The sequence below is a fragment of the Jiella soli genome, assembly GCF_020615385.1.
In the GTDB taxonomy this organism is placed as follows: Bacteria; Pseudomonadota; Alphaproteobacteria; order Rhizobiales; family Rhizobiaceae; genus VKMB-3413.
The window spans coordinates 33354-51374 of the sequence record NZ_JAJAVB010000001.1; the positions used below are offsets into that span (position 1 = coordinate 33354).

Genomic DNA, 18021 nt, shown 5'->3' on the forward strand with positions numbered 1-18021 from the left:
GTGCCGCATCTAGAGCAACATTCTAAAAGCACTGGTGGCGACGGGTTTCTCGGGCCGGTCGGCATTAATCAACTCTACCTATTTGAAAGGCCCAGCGCTCCGCCCACGGCAGAAATGGGGGCGAAGGCGCAGGCGATCGGACCTTCCAGAGGCAGGCAAACCACCAAGATCCATGCCATCACCGACTGCGTCGGCCGCCCAGCGATCCTCCGGCGACGCTTGGCACCGTCAGCGACATGGGGGCCGCGGACAACCTCTGACAGTAACGGGACCGGTGCGCTGGCTCACTGCCGACAAGAGGTATGACTCCAATGCCCTGCGGCGGCGCCTCTCTGTGTGATGGGTTGCACGCCGGTGATTGCCTGGACGCTCCCACCGAGGGGCCGATCGCCTGCGACAAGCGACGCTACCGCGATCGCTGCGCCTGAAAAACTTCCGACGCATCGCAGTACGGGGAGCCGACATAGAACGGGCACCAAACCACGTTAAGCGGACAAACGATGAACAGTTGCGGTGATCAGAAGGGCGGAAGATCGTCGGGGTACTGTCCTCCCTCAGCGAGGAAGCGTTCCCACGTTGCGCGGCCGCGCGCGCTGATGGTCATGTGATCCTGGGTGCCGGGAACGCGTTCGATGAGGTCGAGATCGACCAACGGACCGATCGAGTTGTTGCCGATGACCTTTTCAGGGTTGGTGCCATCGACGACGAGACGCCAGCCCATCGTGCCGCGGCTGGTCGGGGCGGGTTCCAGCCACCCGGGCCGCTCCCGGTCGCCCTTTCGACCGTACATATAAAGACAGCAGGACCAGAAGGCATTGCGGGGCCTTGGCGGGATGAGCGCCCAGTCCAGCGGGCCATTCGCCGGGATCGCGGTGAAAGCGGGACGCGGATCGCCCTGCGCATCGCTGAAGCCCTGTTTGTAGGCCCGCTCCAGGGCACGGGCAATGGCGCCGCCTGTGTCGACAGCGCGGCCGTACTTCCGCTCCCAGCGATCCTTGGCCACGATGTCGCGTGCCTCCTCGCGGAACCGGGCCTTGCGATACGGATCGGACGGAGGACCCTTCGCGCGGCTCACGAGGCGCGTTCCGCTACCGGCGGGCGATGGCGCTGCACGATCGCGGCCACGGTGTTCTTGCTCAGGCCCAGTTCCCGCCCGATCAGCCGGTAGCTGCGTCCCGCCTCCACCAGCGCCAGGACCCTCGGTGCCAGGCGATCGGACTTCGGCCGCTGGCCCGTCTGTCGACCGAGGACCCGGCCTCGCGCACGGGCGGCAGCCAGACCCGAGCGAACGCGCTCTCGCAACAGGTCGCGCTCGAACTCGGCGATCCCGGCCAGCACAGTCGCCATCATGCGGCCCGTGGCGCTGGACAAGTCGAAGGTCATGCCGGTCATCGCCACGACCGAGACGCGGCGCGCTTCGAGCTCGCGCAGCGTCTCCAGGAGATCGAGCGTCGAGCGGCCCCAGCGCGACAGTTCCGTCACGAGCACCGCGTCGATGCTCCGGCTCTGGGCGAGCGCCATCACCTTGCGGCGCTCGGCTCGGTTCACCTTCGCACCCGAGCCTGTCTCCCGGAACACCTCCACGGTCTCGTAGCCGGCGCGGTCGGCGAAAGCACGAAGCTCGCGCTCCTGACGCTCGCAGGACTGATCGGCGGTCGACACCCGGCAGTAGATCGCGGCCCGCTGTCCCAATTGAACCCTCCCGGCGCGAGGCCTCGCAAGGCCCTGTCCCGCCTGACACGGATAGCATCGCAAACAGACATTACTCCAACTGGGACAGGCCTGCCATGCCACGTCGCCGTGCTCTCACGCAGGGCCAGATCGAAGCCCTGCTAGCGCTGCCCACGGACGAAGCCGATCTCGTCCGGCACTACACCTTGTCCGCCGCCGACCTGGCCGTGATCGCGCGAAGGCGCAGAGCCCACAACCGCCTCGGCTTCGCCGTTCAGCTCTGCGTCCTTCGCTATCCGGGACGCCTTCTCCATCCGGGCGAGGTCGTGCCCGAAGAGATCCTGACCTTTCTGGCCGACCAGCTCGACCTGGCTCCAGAGGCCCTGGCCGACTACGCGGTGCGCTCGCAGACCCGATACGACCAGCTCAATGCCCTCTATGCGTTCTACGGGTTCCGTACCTTTACCCGCCCCGACCGCGCCGAGATGGCGCGATGGCTTCTCGCCCCGGCTCTGGGCACCACGAGCGGTGCCGCGCTGGCCGCTCTTCTCCTCGAGGAACTTCGCCGTCGTGCCGTCGCCGCTCCAGGGCCGACGGTCATCGAACGGCTGGTCGCGGCTGCCCTGTCCCAGGCGGAACGCCATGTCGAACGGCAGATCGATGCCGGTCTCGACGATCGCAAGCGCCTTGATCTCGACGCGCTCCTGGAGGTTCCCGCCGGCGCCGTCCTGAGCCCAATGGCCTGGGCTCGCCAGTCTCCCGGGGCCGCGGCGACGGGCTATTCTCACCGTGACGGCGCTGGATTCCATCACGCGCCTCACGGACGAGGCCATCGGCCTGTTCGACCGCCTCGTGGGCGGCCTGTTCCGCCGCGCTGAGCGCAGGGCCGAACGGGACCTTCAGGTCAACGCCCGCGCCACGAACGAGAAGATCCGGCTTCTCGCACGGGTCGGAGGCGCGCTGGCCGAGGCGAGGAATGCGCATGGTGACGCCTTTGCGGCGCTCGATGCCGTCATCCCCTGGGCAGACTTCCTCACCGCCGTCGCCGAGGCGGACCGCCTGTCGCGTCCGGACGGACCCGACTATGTCGCGCTGGCGAGCGCCAGCCACGCGCTCCTGAGACGGATCGGCCCCGCGTTCCTCGACGGGTTCGCGTTCGTGGGGATCGCAAGCTGCGCCAGCCTCCTGCGCGGCGTCGAGACCATGCGGACCTTCTACCAGGGATCGCGCCGCAGTTTCCCCGCCGATCTCCCGACCGGCTTCGTGCGCAAGAGCTGGCGCAACGCCGTCCATCACGAGGGAGGGATCAACGGCGCGGCCTTCGAACTCTGCCTGTTCGCCGAGCTGCGCGACAGGCTGCGCGCGGGCGATGTCTGGGTCGTCGGCAGCCGTCAGTACCGCGCCGTCGAGGATCAGATGATCCCCACGCCCCTGTTCAGGGCGATGAGGCAGGCCGGTCCCTTGCCGCTCGCCGTCCCGGACGATCCCCGGCACTGGCTCGAGGAGCGTAGGGCGCTTCTCGCCGAGCGGCTGGACGAGATCGAACGACGCGCCGGTCGCGATCTTCTGGCCGATGTCCGCGTGACCGGCACCGCCTTGCGGATCACGCCGCCGCAGGCGGTCACGCCCGCGGCGGCCGAACGGCTCGCCGAGCGGATCCAGACCTTGATGCCCCGCGTGCGCATCACGGCCCTGATGACCGAAGTCGCGCGCTGGACGAACCTGTGCGACGACTTCACCCACGCGCGCACGGCACTGCCGGCAGCCGATCCCCGCGTCGTGCTGACCGCGGTGCTGGCGGACGCCACCAATCTCGGGCTGACGCGCATGGCCGAGGCCTGCGCCCACACCAGCTACCGTCAGCTCGCCTGGACCGCAGGCTGGCATCTGAGCGAGGAGAACTACGGCCGAGCCCTGGCCAGGATCGTCGCCGCCCAGCATGACCAGCCGCTGTCGGCCGCCTTCGGGTCCGCCGCCGTGTCGAGTTCGGACGGCCAGCACTTCCCGCTCGGCGGGCGGGGCGAGGTCGCCGGTACGGTCAACCCGCACAAGGGGTCGAACCCCGCCGTCTCGTTCTACACCTTCGTCTCCGGACGCTACGCGCCCTTCCACACCAAGGTCATCTCGGCGACCGAGGGCGAAGCCGTCCACGTCCTCGACGGCCTTCTGGGGAGCGAGGTCGAGATTGCCGTCCATCACACCGACGGCGGCGGCGTCTCCGACCATGTGTTCGCGCTCTGCCATCTGCTCGGGTTCCGCTTCGCCCCGCGCATTCCGAGCCTCTCCCACCGAAAGCTTCATGCCTTCGCCCCGTCCAGCCGGTGGCCGACGCTCGAACCCTTCCTGGGGAACCGGATCGACGAGCCGCTGATCACAAGGCATTGGGACGACATGCTGCGCGCGGGAACGTCGGTGCGCATGGGCGTCGTGCCCGCCTCGCTCCTCCTGCGAAGGCTCGGTTCCTATCCGCGCCAGAACGCGCTGGCCCTGGCCCTTCGCGAGGTGGGACGGATCGAACGCACCCTCTTCACGCTGGACTGGCTGGACGATCCCTCGCTTCGCCGGCAAGCCAGCGCCGAGCTGAACAAGGGCGAGTCCCGCAATGCCCTCGCCCGCGCCGTCTGCTTCCACCGGCTCGGACGCTTGCGCGACCGGACCGCCGAGAGCCGGCAGCACCGGGCCAGCGGCCTCAACCTCGTGGTCGCCGCCATCATCCTCTGGAACACGGTCTACATGAACCGCGTCATCCACCACCTGCGCGGCCGCGGAGAGGACGTTCCTGCCGAATGGCTGCCGCATCTGGCGCCCCTCGGCTGGCAGCACATCAACCTCACCGGCGACTACATCTGGTCCGACGAGCCGCGGATCGAGGCCGATGGATTCCGCGCGCTCAACCGAACCCCAGCAGCGCAGAACCTTAATGTTCCTGATCTGTCCGCTTAACGTGGTTTGGTGCCCGTTCTATGTCGGCTCCCCAGTACGCTACGACAGGCTTGCCGCGAACTTCCTCTACGCCGTCACCCTCGCCACCATCATCGCCTTCTGTGTTTGACCGAATCTCGACCCAAGTTCGTCCACGGGCCAGAACGAGAAGATCATCATTTGTTTCGTCGGCCGAACGATCAAGTTCTCGATGGCGAGGCCGCTGGACGCGGCGCACAGCGGACATTAATGCCTGCATCCGCTCCCGACATGGTTGTGGATCGATATCTGCCGAGGCATTTCGTCGTATTTTATCTGCATAGAAGATGATCTAAGGCCGATGTCCGCTTCGGCGGATTGCGTCGACGTCCGCTCCTCCTGGGGCATTGGCGGGAGCGGACGTCGGCTTGCTCTTCAGGCTGGACTAGGTCGCTGCTGAAGTGCAATTTTTATAGGGTATTGCTCGGCAAACGGGAAGAGATGTCTGCCTACCTGCCAAACTGGTGGAGGCTGAGTAATATTAGGGCATCACAAGAAGTACTTAAAAACTGTGTTATACGGGTCCTAATTGGTGACCGTTGCAGAACGTTTTCGATCGGGTTCAAGCCGGGCGGATAATGGGGCTTCAGGAGCGTGATGTTGTCAGGAATGACGAGATCGCGGACAGCGCGGTAGCCGGTGCAGGCAAAAACGAGAACGGCATGCGTGTCAGGCGCGACCTGACCTGCGATTTCGGCAAGATGCAGCGACAGCAATCTCCGCGTTGGCGCTGGACAGAACCAGGGCTGGGCTTCGCCCGCTCTGGGCAGACGGCACCGAAGATGTAGGCGACTTGAAGAGCCGATCGCGCGGCCCGCTTTTCTGCGGGGTATAGATGCGGGTCAAGATACCCGGCTGACCGACACTCGCCTCGTCTTGGAACCAGATCTCCAGCGGCTTGCCCCGCCGCCGGCCTCGCTGTCTCTCCTCCCGCAGAAACAGGAGAAGTCACGCCAATCCGGCCGGTTCAGCGCGTGAAACCATGTCTCCGAGCTTCAGACAATGAGGGGCATAAGTCGCCTTGATTGGGTTCGACATTTTCCTTCGTCAGTTCGGCCTGTCGTCCAGGTTGGATGCTCTCTGTCAGTTCCGCCAACTGCTTTTCCAGCCGATCAAGCCGCTGGCCATGAGTGGCTAGAACCGCGGGGTTCGTCCGCTCGTCGAGGAGCCGGCGCACCTGATGGCGGAAGGCAGGATCCTCGCGTAGCGCTTTGGCGACATCGCGCATCTCCGCAGAGGCAATACGAGGAACTCGAAGATTGAGCTGGTGCAGCTCGGACATAGGAGTTAACATACCGTAACGGCAAATTAAGCAATTCTAGCAAGAAATGAATTGGAATAGCCAGAGGGTCCGCAGACCGTCGCGGATGACTTCGCTCTCGCTGGCATACTCGCCGGAGCTGACTTTGTCCTTCACATCTGCGCCAATTCCAGGGGCGGGGTGATGCGGAGAGATTGTGTGGTATGCATGGCTGTGACTTCCGTCATGGAGCCTTACACCACACGACACATTTAAATCTATCGGATTTCTGACACTTGGCCTCAAGGGTTAGTTGACGCCGTGCCTCCGCCTTCCACTCCTGCCCGCGCGGCCGGGACGTGACCTGCACCCCGTGCTGGTGCTCCAGCGCGGTCTCGCGGCTACTGGAAAAGGCCCGGAACATTCGTTCCCTGGCAGCTGAGATCAGGCCAGCTTGATGTTAACCGCCTTCGGCCCCTTACCGCGATTGTCCGGCTCCGTGTCGAAGGTCACCTTCTGGTTTTCCGTGAGAGTCGAAAGGCCGGAGCGTTCAACGGCCGAGACGTGGACGAAAACATCTGCACCTCCGTTATCCGGCTTGATGAAACCAAACCCCTTATCCGCGTTGAAGAACTTCACGGTGCCTGTCTGTGCCATGCGAATGATCCGCTCTAATCCCTAAACACGCTGCCTGATGCGTTCAGCATCACCGTAACCAGCCCGCGCGGCAAGATGGACGCCAGATCTTGCACCAACCTTGGGAGTTCCTGACGGGCTGAAACAGTCCACGACGGGCGTTCGTCGGAAGATTTGCGCCAAGCGGGGTTTTTTATGGGGAAGCAAAATTGCTTCTGGATTAGGCAATTGTGCGGCCCCATAATGAGACGACCCGAACGGAGAGACGTGTGATGTCTCACACGTTTCCGCCCGTGGCGTTTTTCATCCCATTCTACGAGATATTATGAGACGGCAGTCCAAACCCTTCACGGTGGAAGTCAAGCGTCTCCCGTGAAGTATGTCGAAGCCATTGAAATGGCGGTCTGATCGGTTTCAGGAAAGAATTGCTTTCTGCCAGTTTGGCCCGTCTGTGGGCTGAGAAACTTGCAAATTGCGTTGCGGCGGCTGGCGTGATTCCATGGCTTTCGGGTCCATGAATCGGGAGCGTCGGGATGCGTCCGAAGGAGCGGCGGGACAGCGGGCAGACGGACATGTTCCGTGCCCGGCTCGACCAGATCGTCGACACGAACCACGCTCTCGCCAGGCTCGGCCGGGCGATCGACTGGCAATTTCTGGAAGAGCGGCTCGGCGCGGTCTACACGGACGCGCCCGGCCATCCGCCGCTGACGACCCGGCTGATGGCATGCGGATTCCGATTCAAACCGGCCGGGTATTCCAATTTGAAGTCGGCCGCCATTCCGGGATGAAGCCGGCCAGCATTCCGATCAATAACCGGCCACCCTCCGGCGTCTGAAGCCCCTGGGTCAGCAACTCGGGCATCACCCTCCTTGTCGAACGAGGAGAGCGTGATGCCGGCAAAGAGAAGGCTGACCATGAGACAATTACGACAGATGCTTCGGCTTGCCCGGGACGGCGTCAGTGCCCGGGAGATCGCCGAGACGCTCGGCGTGGCGAGGAGCACCATTCAGGACAACCTGAAGCGCGCCGCGGCGGCCGGTCTGAGCTGGCCGCTGCCGGGCGAGATGACGGACGATGTCATCGAGAACAGGCTCTTTGACCATGCCGGGGTCAAGCAGGGCATGCGGCGTCGTCCCGAACCGGACTGGGCGGAGGTCGCCGTGGAGCTGAAGAAGCCCGGCGTCACCCTGCAGATCCTCTGGGACGAGTATCGGGCCGTTCATCCCGGCGGCTACGGCTACAGCCGCTTCTGCGAACTGTTCCGCAGCTTCGAGCGTCGGCTTTCGCCGACGATGCGCCAGGAGCACGTGGCCGGCGACAAGGTCTTCGTCGACTACTCCGGCAAGAAGATCGCCATCGTCGATCCCCGGACCGGCGAGATCCGCGAGGCCGAGCTGTTCATCGCCGTCGTCGGCGCCTCCGGCTTCACCTATGCCGAGGCGACGTGGACGCAGGCACTTCCCGACTGAATCGGCGCCCATGTGCGCATGTTCCGCTTTCTCGGCGGCGTCCCGCGCCTGATCGTGCCCGACAATCTGAAGTCCGGCGTCAACCGCGCCTCGTTCTACGATCCGGAGATCAACCGAAGCTACGGCATGATGGCCGCCCATTACGGCGTCGGCGTCCTGCCGGCGCGGCCCCGCAAGCCGCGCGACAAGGCGAAGGTCGAGAACGGCGTGCGGTTCGCCCAGAGCTGCATCCTGGGCCGACTGCGTAAGCAGACCTTCTTCTCGCTCGCCGAGGCCAACGCGGCAATCGCCGGCGCGCTCGATCGCATCAACGACCACGTCATGCGCCGGCTCGGTGTCAGCCGTCGGCATCTCTTCGAGACCGTCGAGCGGCCAGCGCTCGCGGACCTGTCGGGGAACGACTATGAGTTCGCCGAATGGCGCTTCGCCCGCGTCGGCACCGACTACCATGTCGAATTCGACAGCTTCTTCTACTCGGTGCCGCACGGCCTGATCCGACAGCAGGTCGATGTCCGGGCGACGGCGAAGACGATCGAGATCTTCCACCGGGGCATACTCCTCCGAAAGGTCGACGCAGATCCCGCCGGGCGGTGCGCAAAACGATCGGCGAACGCTGGAAACGTCATCTACCACGCTGGAAGCGATAGCCCGCGGCGGAAGGTTGATTTCTTCCGCCCCTACCGCCGTCGGTTTCTTCTGTAGCGATTTTGCGGGCTCGCAACGGGGATGACGCGGAGTTATCGGAATTGCTCGACCTGCACTCCGAGATCCGCAGCCACCTCTGACAAAGCCTTGTCCGCGGTGACCACTGGAACGCCTAATGCCAAGCCGAGAGCCAGACACGCGCGATCGCCGTGGCTGAGGCCGAAGGGCTTTGTGATCGCAAATGTTTTCGCGGCCATAAAGGCGAGAGCGAGATCGAGGTCGTGAACTGCAAGACCCAGTGAAACGACCAGTTCCTCGATCTCGTCCGGCGGCATGGCATTCTGGCAAAGTTTCGAGGCCGTCTCCTGAATGGTCAGGGTCGAGACGGCAGCTCCGCCATCAATCCAGCGCTCGACCTTTGTCGCGCCTCTCTCCCTGAAGGCGTAGGCGAGAATTGCCGAAGTATCGATGACGCACCGGCTCACGACGCGTCCGCTTCGCTGGCATCAATCCTGTCGATCTCGCGCTCGGCCTCGGTGCGCTTTTCTGCCAGAAAACCCTCGACGACGCTGACACCGGGTTTTGCATAGCGCGAAGCGATCTCCTGCGCGCGTTTGCGACGGAGGCGAACTGTCGTGAGCACTACATGATCGCCGTCCGCCTCAATTAGAACCCTATCGCCCTTCCCGATCCCAAGCGACTTCCGAAGGTCCGCGGGCAAGATGATGCGCCCATTCTCTTGCATTGGGATTTCATAGCGCTTCATGGCAATTGATCCTATGTAGTCCAAGAGCCGCAATTGGATCTGCTATCCTTATACCGACCTATCATCAATTTAGGTCACCGATCCCCTCTTGTCCATATGTCTTGCTGCATGGTTTATTCCTCCGGGCGGCTGTTTCTCCGGGAACAGAACGCTCGTGGCAAAAACAGGCAAAGCCTGCTATATTACCCAATCTGATCTGATGGGGTTAATGGTGCTAATAGGGGTTAATGAGTGCCATTGGCTCTGCCCGGAATCGACCGTTTTTATCCATTCGCTGGGCAGATGAACGAAAAGAAGGGTTTTGCCATTTCGTCTATGGACGATATGTTGACGGCGTATTTATCCACCTTGGCTCCCTCATGTCTCGCAGTTTCGCCTATCTCCGCGTCTCCACCAGCGATCAGACCACGCAGAACCAGTTTGGCGAGATCCAGGCCGCAGGCTTTGACGTCAAGCCAAAGCGTGTCGTTACGGAAACCGTCTCCGGTTCGGTCGCGGCCTTCGAGCGCAGCGGTTTTGCCAAGCTGGTCGACCGGATGGAGGAGGGCGATGTTCTCATCGTCACCAAGCTCGACCGGCTCGGCCGCAACGCCATGGATGTGCGCACCACGGTCGAGCATCTCGACCGACTTGGAATCCGCGTCCACTGCCTGGCGCTGGGCGGGGTCGATCTAACGAGTTCAGCGGGGCGCATGACGATGAGCGTCCTCAATGCCGTCGCCGAGTTCGAGCGCGACCTCTTGATCGAGCGCACGCGCGCTGGCCTCGAACGCGCAAAGGCCGAGGGAAAAAGGCTCGGCCGCCGGCCCAGTTTGGCTGCGGCGGTACGATGCGACGTGGTGGCGGCACTGGGTGAGGGGGCGTCGGTTTCGGCTCTCGCCAGGCGCTACGGCGTTAGCCGTACGACCATTCGCCGGGTACGGGAAGGCGCCGATGCCAATGAGGCCTGAACATCGTGAATTTTATCCCATTGACTGGCCGCAGCTCTCGCAGGCCATCCGGTTGGCGCACTGGCGGCCGGTGCCAACGGCACAAGCGGCTACATCTAACGCTTGTGCGGTAGCTTGCGGACGGATGCTGGTTCGACGCCGCGCTCTCGGCGAGAGTATTGTTGCCGCCAATGCCGCTCAACTCACCGCTTCGGGAACCTTCGTCTTTCCGGATTCGTCAACCCGGCGCCAATTCAGTCCTTCGAGAAGCGCCGAGAACTGCGCCGCGCTGAGGCGAATGGAGCCGCCCGCGATACCCGGCCATTTGAACGCGCCGTCTCCAGCCCCTGGCAACCAGCACCAGGCCGGCACCATCCCAGAAGATCGCTTGGCCCGCTTAGCGCGGAAGATCTACGATCAAGGGTTCTGCAGCTATGGCGGAGTCTGGGTGATGACGGTGTGGGAAAGGCGGCGTATCGGCGGAGCTGTTGAAGCCAGTCCGAACCTCCAGAGGAGCGATACGCCTTGACGACGGATACCACCATTTCCGCTTTCACCTTGCGTCGCTACCGGGTGGGAACTCCTTAGAGCATCGGGCAGGAAGTATGAATCGCAGGATTTCCTTTTGATGTGAATGCTGATTCCCTATGGCCGGAGGTGCACCATGGGCAAATCGGTTTCGGCGGATCTTCGGCTCCGGATCGTGCGAGGCATTGAGGCGGGGAGTTCGCGCCGGTCGATGGCGTCGCGGTTTGAAGTGGCGCCCTCGACGGCGGTCAGGGTGCAGGCGCGCTATGCGGCGACCGGCTCGGTGGCGCCGGCCAAGCAAGGCCGTCCCAAGGGGTCGGGCAAGCTCGGGCCATATCGGCAAGCGATCATCGACAAGGTGAAGGAGAAGCCTGACGTCACGATGCCGGACCTGGCCGCCTGGCTCGAGGGCCAGCATGGCGTTGCGATCGACCCGTCGAACCTGTCGAAGTTCCTCTGCAAGGGGGAGCAGGAAAATCTGTGGGGTGATGCCGGTGGTGTCCCGGTCAAACCGGCGGTAGGCTCGTCGCCTTGGCACCGAACCGGACCCTCGCATGCCGGATGTGACGACCGATCCCTTGGACGGAAACAGCTGTTCGATCCTGCAGCTGAAGGTTCGCCTGATCGACATCAGCCCGATGACCTGGCGGCGTTTGCTGGTGCCGACGACCATGACGCTTCACGATCTGCACGGCGTCTTTCAGGTGGCGATAGGCTGGCGGAGCCTGCACCTTTTCCAGTTTCGGATCCACGCCGTGCATTATGGCTCCTGGGACCTGGGAGCGGAAATGCCTGATCGGACGCTGGGCAGTTTCAATCTCCGCGACGGCGACAAGTTCGTCTACGAATACGACATGACCGACTTCTGGGAGCATGAAGTCCGGGTCGAGGCGTGGATCAGGCCGCAGCCCCGCAAGCGGTATCCCGTCTGCATCGGCGGCAAAGGCGCCTGTCCGCCCGAAGACTGCGGCGGCCCACGCGGCTACGACGAGCGCAGGGCGCAAGCGCTGGGATTGGAGGCTTTCGAGGACATGGACACGATTGCCGATCTTCTTGATCAGATCGTCCTGCAGAGCCAGCCACATCTCTTGGCCGACGAGGCGATCCGCTGGCAGCTCGAGGACACCCTGGAGCGGAACCGGGCCCGTGAGCCCTTCTGGAAAGACCGTTTCTCCCGACGCGCGGTGAACGCGCGGCTGCATGCTGGCGATCATCATGTCTTCAAGCACCAGCACCTTTGCTGAGACGACGCTCCCGGTCCGCCAGCACCTCGGCGGCGAACACTGCCGCGTCGGCACCGCGGGCATCGTCGATCTCGCGGACGACCTGTCTTCCGAGGGGCACGGTGAGCTTGTCGAAGGCGCGCCGCAGCAGCGCGGCGTTGGTCTCGGCGTAGATCCGGGTGGTGCCGATATCCTCGTGGCCGAGCATGCGCTGGACATCGGTGATCGCCATGCCGAGGCCGAGAAGCCGGGTCGCCATCGTGTGACGCAAAAGGTGCGGGTAGATGCGCTTGGCGATGCCGGCGCCCTGGGCGACCGTGCGGACGATCTGACCGACCCGCTGACGGCTGTAGACGTAAGCGGTCTCGCCCGATCCCTTCTCGCGGCTGACGAACAGCGGTCCGCCGCGGCGTTTGCCGATATGCAGGGCAAGGAGGCGGGCGAGTTCGTCGCGGATCGGCACCTCACGGCGCTTGCCGCCCTTGCCGGCGCGGATGATCACCACTCGTTCCGCCAGGCTGACATCCTCGACCTTCAACGCGACGAATTCGGACACCCGTGCGCCGGTCTCAAGCAGGGTCTGCATCATCAGTCCGACTTGGCCGCCCTTCTGATAAGCGCCGTCGATGAACCGCAGCTCCTCCTCAAGCGTCAGCCGGTTCGGCGCCCCGCGCCTCACCGGTGGAGCGGACAGGTTCGCCTTTCGCCGGGCCTCCTTGAACACCGCCTTGGTCTGCAAATAGTCCAGCCCGTTCTTCACGATGAGAGCAGCGACCTGATCGGAGATGCGCTCGATGTAGCCGACCATGAGTTTGCTTTGACGGTTCTGGAGAACAAACAGGCTTGCACGCTACCGCGAAACGGCGCCTCCTGACAGGGGAAGCTGGCGAAGGGAGCGTCATGAGCTTTCCTCTCCCCGCATTGTGGCAACCCAATCAAAAGGAGAGCAGCCATGCGCGTCGAAGTCCAACTGCGGGTCGTCAGCGGCGACGGCGAAATCCTGTGCGATGACGCGGAGGTGCTCGCGCTCGACAAGCGCCATGATCGGCTGGAGGCGATCGGCCTGTCTCTTGCCGAGGGCAAGGATCTTCTGGCTGGCGTGCAGCAGTACCTCATCGCAACTCAGGCCACAGCGTTTGTCACCGAGCGACGGTGCTGTGCGCACTGCGCTCGACCGTTGCGCAGCAAAGGGCGCACCTCGCTGACCTTCCGCACGCCGTTCGGCAATGTGCCGCTCGACAGTCCGCGCCTCCATCGCTGCCGGTGCACGGATGCAGCGGGACCGCAAACCTTCAGCCCGCTGCCCGCGCTGTTCACCTCGCACACCGCGCCCGAGCTGCTTTATCTCGAAAGCAAATGGGCGTCGTTGGTCTCCTACGGCATGACCGTCGACCTCCTGAAGGACGTGCTGCCGATCGACGCCAGGCTCAATCCCAAGACCGTACGCAACCATTTGCATCGGGTTGCGGTGCGCGCCGAAGCCGCGCTCGGGGACGAGCGGCCGAACTTCATCGACAGCTGCCAGGCCGACTGGCGGGAGTTGCCGCCGCCAGAGGGCGAAATCGTGGTCGGGATCGACGGTGGCTACGTGCGCGACTGGGCCGACAAGAAGGATCATTTCGGCGTTCTCGTCGGAAAGTCGCTGCCGCGCGATCGCCAGGATCGCTATCTCGGCCTGGTGCAGAGCTTCGATGCCAAGCCGAAGCGCCGGCTGTGGGAACTCCTTTGCTCCCAAGGCCTGCAGATGAACCAGACCGTCACCTTCCTGATCGACGGCGGTGACGATGTCCGCAATCTGGCGGCCGAAATGGCCCCCTACGCCGAACATCACCTCGACTGGTTCCACGTCACCATGCGTCTGACCGTCCTCGGCCAATTCGCCACGGGCCTCGTCAACCACGACAGGAATGAGGGCGAGCGGATCGCCCGCGATCTTCTGCGGATTAAACGATACCTGTGGCACGGCAACTCCCGGGCCGGGCTATTGTGGGCCGAGGGTCTGGTCGACGAACTGTACGGGCTCGAAGAGGACTGCGCCTATCCAAAGCTGAAGGCGTTCATCAAAACGGCCGAGGAATTCGCCACCTATATCCGGCGCAACGGGGAGCCGACATAGAGCGGGCACCAAACCACGTTAAGCGGACAAATCAGGAACGCGGCATATGATCAGAGGGGCGGAAGATCCTCGGGGTACTTACCTCCCGCAGCCGGGGTCAGCACATAGAACGGACCCAGATATACGCTAACCGATCACCGCGGCGGTTGAAGCTAGCCGTCCGCTAACGGCTCGACCGGGTCGACTCTTACCTGTCGGAAAACACCTGTTTCCCGGCAGGGTAAGCGAGAACCGGTTTGTCGTTGGCAGGGACCTTGCAATTTTGCGCGACAAACCCTGTCGGATTGAATAGGCGTACGGAAAGTCTCGATCGAAGGATTTCCGTACATGCTCGTCGGCTACATGCGCGTCTCCTCCGGCGACGATCGCCAGTCCGTCGCCTTGCAGCGCGACGCGCTGATCGCGGCCGGGGTGGACGAGCGGCATCTGTATTCCGACAAGGCGTCCGGAGCGCGGGACGATCGACCGGGACTGAAGGCCTGCATCGAGTACCTGAAGCCCGGCGACACGCTCGTGGTCTGGAAGCTCGACCGCCTCGGCCGCTCGCTTCCTCACCTCCTGTCGATCGTCGCGGACCTGCGCGCGCGCAGGGTCGCCTTCCGCTCGCTGACCGAGGCGATGGACACGCAAACCCCGCATGGTGAACTCCTGTTCTCCTTCTTCGGCGCTCTCGCGCAATACGAGCGGGCGCTGACCCGGGAGCGCGTCGTGGCGGGACTGGCGGCGGCGCGACGACGGGGACGCCGTGGCGGGCGTCCGCCCAGTCTGACCGGCGAACAGGTCGAACAGATCACCGCCGCCCTTGCCGGCGGCGCCAGCAAGGCCTCCGTCTGCCGCAGCTTCAAGGTCGCCCGCTCGACGCTGATCGATACGCTGGCGCGCATCGGCTGGTCCGCCCCTGAGAGGGCCTGAGCCATGCCGCGCCGCGCTCTCATGACGGAGGCGCAGCGCGATAGGCTATTGGCGATCCCGACCGACGAGGCGACGCTGGCCCGTCATTGGGTGCTGGGTGACAAGGACTTGGCGACCATCGCCAGGCGGCGTCGGCCGCACAACCGCCTCGGCTTCGCCGTCCAGCTTTGCGCCCTGCGCTATCCCGGCCGCCTGTTGCGTCCGGGCGAACTCATTCCGGACGAGGCCCTGCGGTTCGTGGCCGGACAGTTGGCGGTCCCATCGGACGCACTCGCCGACTACGCCGCGCGTGGTCCGACCCGCTACGAGCAACTGGGCACGCTGCGCGAACTGTTCGGGTTTGCCACGCTCAGCCGACCCGAACGGGCGTCCCTCCAGGCTTGGCTCCTACCGGTCGCCCTCACCACGACGAACGGGGCGGACCTGGCTGCACGCCTCGGGGCGGAGTTCCGGCGCCGTCGCATCATCATTCCGGGCGTCTCGGCGTTGGAGCGCATGAGCGGGCAGGCCATGCTTACAGCCGAACAGCGCGTCGAAGCGATCCTCGCCGGCACGCTCGATGCTTCGACGCGAGCCGCCCTCGATGGGCTTCTCCGCATCGAACCGGGCCGAGCGGTCAGTCACGCTCGCATGGGTCCGCCAACCTCCGGGCGTTGCCGGGCACCGTGCCTTCACCGACATTCTGGATCGCCTGACGATCCTGCGGGCGACAGAGGTCGCCAGCCAAGGCGCCAATGGCGTCCATCCCGAGCGGCTCCGCCAGCTTGCCCAGGAGGGCGCTCGCCTGACGGCCCAACACCTTGCCGCGATCCGCCCCGCGCGTCGCCATGCCGTCCTGGTCGCAACCGTGCTGGAAACCATCGCGTCCCGCACCGATGACGCGGTCCTCATGTTCGACCGGATCGTCGGTCGCCTGTTCCGACGCGCCGAGCGGCATGCGGAAGCCGCTCTCAAGCGGGATCGCGGGGCGATCAACGCCAAGGTCCGCCTCCTGGCCCGTCTCGGCGACGCTCTTCTGACCGCACGGCGCGATGGGCGCGAAGCCTACGGTGCCGTGGAAGCCGTCATCCGCTGGGACGACCTCGGACGCGAAGTCGACGAGGCGCGCCGGCTGGTCCGGCCCGACGGCCTCGATCCCGTCGAGATCGCGGCGGGGGCGCAAGCTATCCTGCGGAAGGTTGGCCCGGCCTTTCTCGGCGCGTTCCGCTTCGACGCGGTTCCTGCCTGTGCTTCGCTCCTGCGTGCCGCCACCCTCTTGAACGATCTCCATGCCGGTCGCCTGCGGCGGCTTCCCGCCGATGCGCCCCGTGGCTTCATCCGCCCAAGCTGGCGGCGCCGCATCGAGAACGACGGCCTTCCCGATCGCAACCTCTACGCCTTCTGCGTCTTCGTCGAGCTTCGTGATCGGCTGCGCGCCGGCGATGTTTGGATCCAGGGGAGCCGACGCTACCGGGCCGTCGAGGAACAGTTCATTCCCCGCGATCTCTTCACCGTCATGCAGGATGCGGGCCACCTGCCGATCGCCGTCCCAGCCGACGCGCGAACCTGGCTCATCGAGCGGCGAGCGCTGCTCGATCGCCGCCTCGCCGACGTCGGCCGCAAGGCCGATCTCGGAACGTTGGAGGACGTCGTTCTGTCAGACGGGCGGATGCGGATCACCCCGCTCCAGGCCGTCACGCCCGACGAGACCGAAGCCGCGCTTTCGCCTCTCTATGCCTGCCTGCCCTTCGTCCGGATCACCGACCTTCTCGCCGAGGTCGACCGCTGGACCGGCTTCACCGACGCCTTCGCCCATCTCCACACAGGCCAGCCGGCGGACGATCCGCGCACCATCCTGACCGCGGTGCTGGCGGACGCTACCAATCTCGGCCTGCGCCGCATGGCGGATGCGTGCAGCCTTGCCAGCCATCGACAACTGTCCTGGCTGGCGGCCTGGCACCTGCGCGAGGGCACCTACGGCCGCGCCCTGGGCCGTCTCGTCGACGCCCAGCACCGCCTGCCCCTCGCAGACCGGTTCGGTTCGGGAACATCCTCGAGCTCGGACGGTCAGCACTTCCCGCTCGACAGACGTGCCCAGGCGACCGGTGCCGTCAATCCACACAAGAGCTCGGAGGCGGCCGTCTCCTTCTATACTCACGTCTCCGACCGCTATGCGCCCTTCCATTCAAAGGTCATCTCCGCCACCGCCGGCGAGGCGGCGCACGTCCTGGACGGACTTCTCCATCATGCCGCCGATCTCGCGATCACCGACCACCATACCGATGGCGGCGGGGTCTCCGACCATGTGTTCGCGCTCTGCCACCTCCTCGGCTTCCGCTTCGCGCCGCGCATTCCCAATATCGGCGCGCGCCGATTGCACCTCTTCGCCGGGCACATTCCCGGGCCGTCGATTGCCCCCTTCGTCGCCGGCAGGATCGACGAGGGCCTTATCGAAAGCCACTGGCCGGACATCCTGCGCATGGCGACATCGATCCGCACCGGCGTCGTCAGCGCCTCGCTGCTCCTCGAACGGCTGGGATCCTATCCCAGGGCCAACGGGCTCGCCCTGGCGCTGCGCGAGATCGGCCGCGTCGAGCGCACCCTGTTCACGCTCGGCTGGATCGACAGCCCGGACGAGCGCCGCCGCACCACGAGGGAGCTGAACAAGGGCGAGGCCGAGAACGCCTTGAAGCGCGCCATCTTCTTCCATCGCGTCGGCCGCCTTCGCGATCACGGTCTCCAGGCGCAGACCCACAGGGCCAGCGCCGTCAACGTCGTGGTGGGCGCGATCGTCTTATGGAACACGACCTATCTGCAAGCGGCCCTCGCGGCGCTCGCCAAGGCAGGCAGCCCGGTTCCCGACGAACACCTCGCCCATCTGTCCCCGCTCGGTATTCCTACGGCGTGAGCCGCCTTGCGGGCCGGGGGTGAGATCGTTGTTTTGCG

General features: G+C 64.7%; 13 protein-coding genes and 5 pseudogenes. 10 read left to right on the plus strand and 8 right to left on the minus strand.

Features of this window, described 5'->3' with window-relative positions; genetic code table 11:
* Positions 1-517: 517 nt before the first annotated feature.
* Together LH400_RS00180 and LH400_RS00185 are read right to left on the minus strand one after the other, a co-directional pair.
* Positions 518-1075 (minus strand): hypothetical protein, encoded by a 558-nt coding sequence (locus LH400_RS00180; protein ID WP_229150634.1) that lies wholly within the window; start codon positions 1073-1075, stop codon positions 518-520.
* Positions 1072-1692, minus strand: coding sequence for a recombinase family protein (locus LH400_RS00185; protein ID WP_229150635.1), 621 nt, complete (start codon positions 1690-1692; stop codon positions 1072-1074). Before LH400_RS00185 ends, LH400_RS00180 begins: the two co-directional genes overlap by 4 nt.
* Before the next feature lie 95 nt (positions 1693-1787).
* Here LH400_RS00185 and LH400_RS00190 point away from each other — a divergent pair.
* A pseudogene (locus LH400_RS00190) lies at positions 1788-4614 on the plus strand (Tn3 family transposase).
* A complete protein-coding gene (locus LH400_RS25920) occupies positions 4592-4723 on the plus strand; it encodes a hypothetical protein (RefSeq protein ID WP_255616727.1) in 132 nt (43 codons plus the stop codon). The pseudogene LH400_RS00190 and the gene LH400_RS25920 overlap by 23 nt, the downstream one beginning before the upstream one ends.
* Before the next feature lie 876 nt (positions 4724-5599).
* Here LH400_RS25920 and LH400_RS00195 read toward each other — a convergent pair.
* From LH400_RS00195 to LH400_RS00205, 3 genes and pseudogenes are all read right to left on the minus strand, one after another.
* Entirely contained in the window at positions 5600-5914 is a 315-nt protein-coding gene (locus tag LH400_RS00195) for a hypothetical protein (protein WP_229150636.1), read from the minus strand.
* A 63-nt stretch (positions 5915-5977) separates the two neighbouring features.
* A pseudogene (locus tag LH400_RS00200) lies at positions 5978-6102 on the minus strand (ribbon-helix-helix domain-containing protein); the annotation flags it as partial.
* A 214-nt stretch (positions 6103-6316) separates the two neighbouring features.
* Complete coding sequence (locus LH400_RS00205; RefSeq protein ID WP_229150637.1) at positions 6317-6529, minus strand: cold-shock protein; 213 nt, start codon at positions 6527-6529, stop codon at positions 6317-6319.
* Positions 6530-7041: 512 nt separating this feature from the next.
* Here LH400_RS00205 and LH400_RS00210 point away from each other — a divergent pair.
* The 3 genes and pseudogenes from LH400_RS00210 to LH400_RS00220 all read left to right on the plus strand — a co-directional run.
* Positions 7042-7233 (plus strand): annotated as a pseudogene (locus tag LH400_RS00210) (transposase); the annotation flags it as partial.
* Positions 7234-7422: 189 nt separating this feature from the next.
* Positions 7423-7977, plus strand: coding sequence for a helix-turn-helix domain-containing protein (locus LH400_RS00215; protein ID WP_229150638.1), 555 nt, complete (start codon positions 7423-7425; stop codon positions 7975-7977).
* An 18-nt stretch (positions 7978-7995) separates the two neighbouring features.
* Complete coding sequence (locus LH400_RS00220; RefSeq protein WP_229150639.1) at positions 7996-8679, plus strand: Mu transposase domain-containing protein; 684 nt, start codon at positions 7996-7998, stop codon at positions 8677-8679.
* A 35-nt stretch (positions 8680-8714) separates the two neighbouring features.
* Here LH400_RS00220 and LH400_RS00225 read toward each other — a convergent pair whose 3' ends face one another.
* Complete coding sequence (locus tag LH400_RS00225; protein WP_229150640.1) at positions 8715-9107, minus strand: type II toxin-antitoxin system VapC family toxin; 393 nt, start codon at positions 9105-9107, stop codon at positions 8715-8717.
* Positions 9104-9388, minus strand: a complete 285-nt coding sequence (locus LH400_RS00230) for an AbrB/MazE/SpoVT family DNA-binding domain-containing protein (protein WP_229150641.1) — start codon at positions 9386-9388, stop codon at positions 9104-9106. Before LH400_RS00230 ends, LH400_RS00225 begins: the two co-directional genes overlap by 4 nt.
* Before the next feature lie 359 nt (positions 9389-9747).
* Here LH400_RS00230 and LH400_RS00235 point away from each other — a divergent pair, with 359 nt between their 5' ends.
* Together LH400_RS00235 and LH400_RS00240 are read left to right on the plus strand one after the other, a co-directional pair.
* Positions 9748-10338, plus strand: a complete 591-nt coding sequence (locus LH400_RS00235) for a recombinase family protein (RefSeq protein WP_229150646.1) — start codon at positions 9748-9750, stop codon at positions 10336-10338.
* A 1061-nt stretch (positions 10339-11399) separates the two neighbouring features.
* Complete coding sequence (locus LH400_RS00240; protein WP_229150642.1) at positions 11400-12089, plus strand: plasmid pRiA4b ORF-3 family protein; 690 nt, start codon at positions 11400-11402, stop codon at positions 12087-12089.
* On the opposite strand, the gene LH400_RS00245 is transcribed toward LH400_RS00240, so the two are convergent.
* A complete protein-coding gene (locus LH400_RS00245; protein WP_229150643.1) occupies positions 12067-12876 on the minus strand; it encodes a tyrosine-type recombinase/integrase in 810 nt (269 codons plus the stop codon). The genes LH400_RS00240 and LH400_RS00245 overlap by 23 nt on opposite strands.
* A gap of 144 nt (positions 12877-13020) precedes the next feature.
* Here LH400_RS00245 and LH400_RS00250 point away from each other — a divergent pair.
* The 3 genes and pseudogenes from LH400_RS00250 to LH400_RS00260 all read left to right on the plus strand — a co-directional run.
* Positions 13021-14169, plus strand: a pseudogene (locus tag LH400_RS00250) (ISKra4 family transposase); the annotation flags it as partial.
* A 342-nt stretch (positions 14170-14511) separates the two neighbouring features.
* Positions 14512-15096: a recombinase family protein gene (locus LH400_RS00255; RefSeq protein WP_229150644.1), complete on the plus strand. Its 585-nt coding sequence runs from the start codon at positions 14512-14514 to the stop codon at positions 15094-15096.
* Positions 15097-15099: 3 nt separating this feature from the next.
* Positions 15100-17968: pseudogene (locus tag LH400_RS00260) on the plus strand (Tn3 family transposase); the annotation flags it as partial.
* Positions 17969-18021 lie beyond the last annotated feature (53 nt).

Bases quoted from the DNA above. Each gene is read 5' to 3' on its own strand.
- LH400_RS00220 (WP_229150639.1), top strand. From the start codon at position 7,996: ATGTTCCGCTTTCTCGGCGGCGTCCCGCGCCTGATCGTGCCCGACAAT.
- LH400_RS00195 (WP_229150636.1), bottom strand. From the start codon at position 5,914: ATGTCCGAGCTGCACCAGCTCAATCTTCGAGTTCCTCGTATTGCCTCT.
- LH400_RS00240 (WP_229150642.1), top strand. From the start codon at position 11,400: ATGCCGGATGTGACGACCGATCCCTTGGACGGAAACAGCTGTTCGATC.
- LH400_RS00205 (WP_229150637.1), bottom strand. From the start codon at position 6,529: ATGGCACAGACAGGCACCGTGAAGTTCTTCAACGCGGATAAGGGGTTT.
- LH400_RS00255 (WP_229150644.1), top strand. From the start codon at position 14,512: ATGCTCGTCGGCTACATGCGCGTCTCCTCCGGCGACGATCGCCAGTCC.
- LH400_RS00215 (WP_229150638.1), top strand. From the start codon at position 7,423: ATGAGACAATTACGACAGATGCTTCGGCTTGCCCGGGACGGCGTCAGT.
- LH400_RS00245 (WP_229150643.1), bottom strand. From the start codon at position 12,876: ATGGTCGGCTACATCGAGCGCATCTCCGATCAGGTCGCTGCTCTCATC.
- LH400_RS00230 (WP_229150641.1), bottom strand. From the start codon at position 9,388: ATGAAGCGCTATGAAATCCCAATGCAAGAGAATGGGCGCATCATCTTG.
- LH400_RS25920 (WP_255616727.1), top strand. From the start codon at position 4,592: ATGTTCCTGATCTGTCCGCTTAACGTGGTTTGGTGCCCGTTCTATGTC.
- LH400_RS00235 (WP_229150646.1), top strand. From the start codon at position 9,748: ATGTCTCGCAGTTTCGCCTATCTCCGCGTCTCCACCAGCGATCAGACC.